Origin of the sequence: Streptomyces sp. NPDC059456, from assembly GCF_042750055.1 — a bacterium.
Lineage (GTDB): Bacteria > Actinomycetota > Actinomycetes > Streptomycetales > Streptomycetaceae > Streptomyces.
Map to the genome: position 1 here is coordinate 7,076 of NZ_JBHYVA010000333.1, position 1,897 is coordinate 8,972.

3 protein-coding genes are annotated in these 1,897 nt (G+C 69.3%); 1 reads left to right on the plus strand and 2 read right to left on the minus strand.

What is annotated here, in order from left to right:
- Window positions 1–134 precede the first annotated feature (134 nt).
- Window positions 135–449, minus strand: a complete 315-nt coding sequence (locus ACFXA3_RS25565) for a hypothetical protein (RefSeq protein ID WP_030299141.1) — start codon at window positions 447–449, stop codon at window positions 135–137.
- The gene (locus tag ACFXA3_RS25570) at window positions 446–673 is read right to left on the minus strand and encodes a hypothetical protein (RefSeq protein ID WP_385190563.1); all 228 of its coding nucleotides are present in this window, start codon (window positions 671–673) and stop codon (window positions 446–448) included. The genes ACFXA3_RS25565 and ACFXA3_RS25570 overlap by 4 nt, the downstream gene beginning before the upstream one ends.
- A gap of 102 nt (window positions 674–775) precedes the next feature.
- On the opposite strand from ACFXA3_RS25570, the gene ACFXA3_RS25575 reads away from it, so the two are divergent.
- Window positions 776–1,789 carry a helix-turn-helix transcriptional regulator gene (locus ACFXA3_RS25575; protein ID WP_376205486.1) on the plus strand — a complete coding sequence of 338 codons (1,014 nt, stop codon included), beginning with the start codon at window positions 776–778 and terminating at the stop codon, window positions 1,787–1,789.
- The last annotated feature ends 108 nt before the right edge of the window (window positions 1,790–1,897 follow it).

Genomic DNA, 1,897 nt, shown 5'->3' on the forward strand with positions numbered 1-1,897 from the left:
CTGTGGGTTCTCCCCTTGGCCGGTCAAACCCCGGGCCGGGGACACCCCCCCCGCCCCCTGGGGGGCCCGCCCCCGGGGGCCCCGGTTGTGTGGGGGAAGCACCTGGAGCGATCTGCAACGACGGGGGAATCGCTTCAGGCACTGCGGGGGGTGGCGGTGGTGATATCGGGTTCGAAAAGCTGGTGGTCGCGCTGATCAAGGTTGACGAAGACCATTCCGTAGCGCACCTCGCAGCGGACGGGCTGCGGCGCGCCGCGGGGGCGGCGCAGGCATCGGTACGCCCGGACGTCCTCGTCCTCCTCGCGCGTGATGACGATGGGCTGTCCGAACAGGGTGACCATCAACGAATCGCCAGGGTGGGGGATGGCCGTGGCGAGGTCGATGAACTGCCAGCCGGAGCGGTAGGCGGAGGCCATTTCGCGACGGAAACCGCGGTCGTCGGGGGTCATGCCGCGGTCCCCGTGCCGAGTACGCCGGCTTCGGCGTCGACGGGGGCCGAACGCCACCCGCTGTCCATCGGTGCCGCGCGCCATCCGCTGTCCTCCAGCGGCGCCGCCTGGAGGTCGGCGACACCCCCTGCAGCGCCCCCCAGGGTGACCCCGGCAAGTCCCAGACCGGCCACAGCCGAGAAGATGACGGTGGCAAGCGCCGAGCGAAGCATTCTCTTGTTCATGGTCGGCTTCGTCCTCACTTGATGAAATCCTCTCCCCCGCCTGTCAGACGATGGCTCATTCAGGCACATCACTGCCACAGGGACGATGCATCATGTTCTTGCATGTTCAGGACCCTGGGGGGTGGAGATTTGACCATAAACCGAACAAAAGCGACACATCCCCACTCGGTCACGGAGCTGTGCAGCGAGGGGGCACGGCTCTACACGAGCGCGCTGAGGACGGGACGTATCGCACGTGGGGATGTCAAAACGGCACCCTGTCTGCTCGATCTGGCGCTGTTGCAGCCGGATCCTGATGACGCCAATTCGCTCCGTCCGGTTCCACCGGCGGTGGCACTCGCACAGCGGCTGCATCCGATCGAACGCGAGATCCGCGACAGACGCCGCGATTCCCTCGAACTGTCCGAGGCTTTCGAGCCGTTTCTCGCCATCAGCGCGCAGAACCCGGCAAGCACCCACGCCATCACGGTGCTGGAGGGCTTCGACCCCATCAACGCCGCCCTCAACCTTGCCACGGCCGAGTGCCACACGGAGATGCTCACCATCCAGCCCGGCGGCGCCCGGCCCAGCCTGGAACTCACCGAGGCCCTGGAACGCGACCAGCCGCTGACCGACCGCGGTGTCCGGATCCGGACCCTCTACCAGCACACCGTCCGGCACAGCCGCGGCACCCTCGCGTACGTCGACCTCCTCAAGGCCGGCAAGGTCGAGGTGCGCACGCTGGAAGAGCTCTTCGAGCGCCTCATCATCTTCGACCGGACCGTCGCCTTCATCCCGGCCAGCGACGACCGCCAGGTCGCCCTGGAACTGCGCCACCCCGGGCTGGTCGACTACCTCATCAAGGTGTTCGAGCAGCTGTGGCACCGCGCCGTGCCGCTCCAGGAGGAAGTGACGTACCAGCACACCCGCGGCGGCATCTCCGGCGTGCAGCGCACCATCGCCCAGCTCCTCATCGAGGGCCACGTCGACGAGGCCATCGCCCGCCGGCTCGGCATGAACGTACGGACCTGCCGCGCGCACATCGCGAAGCTCGCCGGCACCCTCGGCAGCGGAAGCCGCGCCCAACTCGGCTTCCTCATCGCCCGCTCCGGGATCCTGGAGGACGAGGGCGACTGAAGCCCCCGCAGGACAACGCGCAGGCCCCGCCCCGCCGTCCCCCGCCGGGCCCGCGCCGGCGTACCGGAGCCCACACCCGGGCGCCCGGCCCCCCCCGGCCCCGCCCGC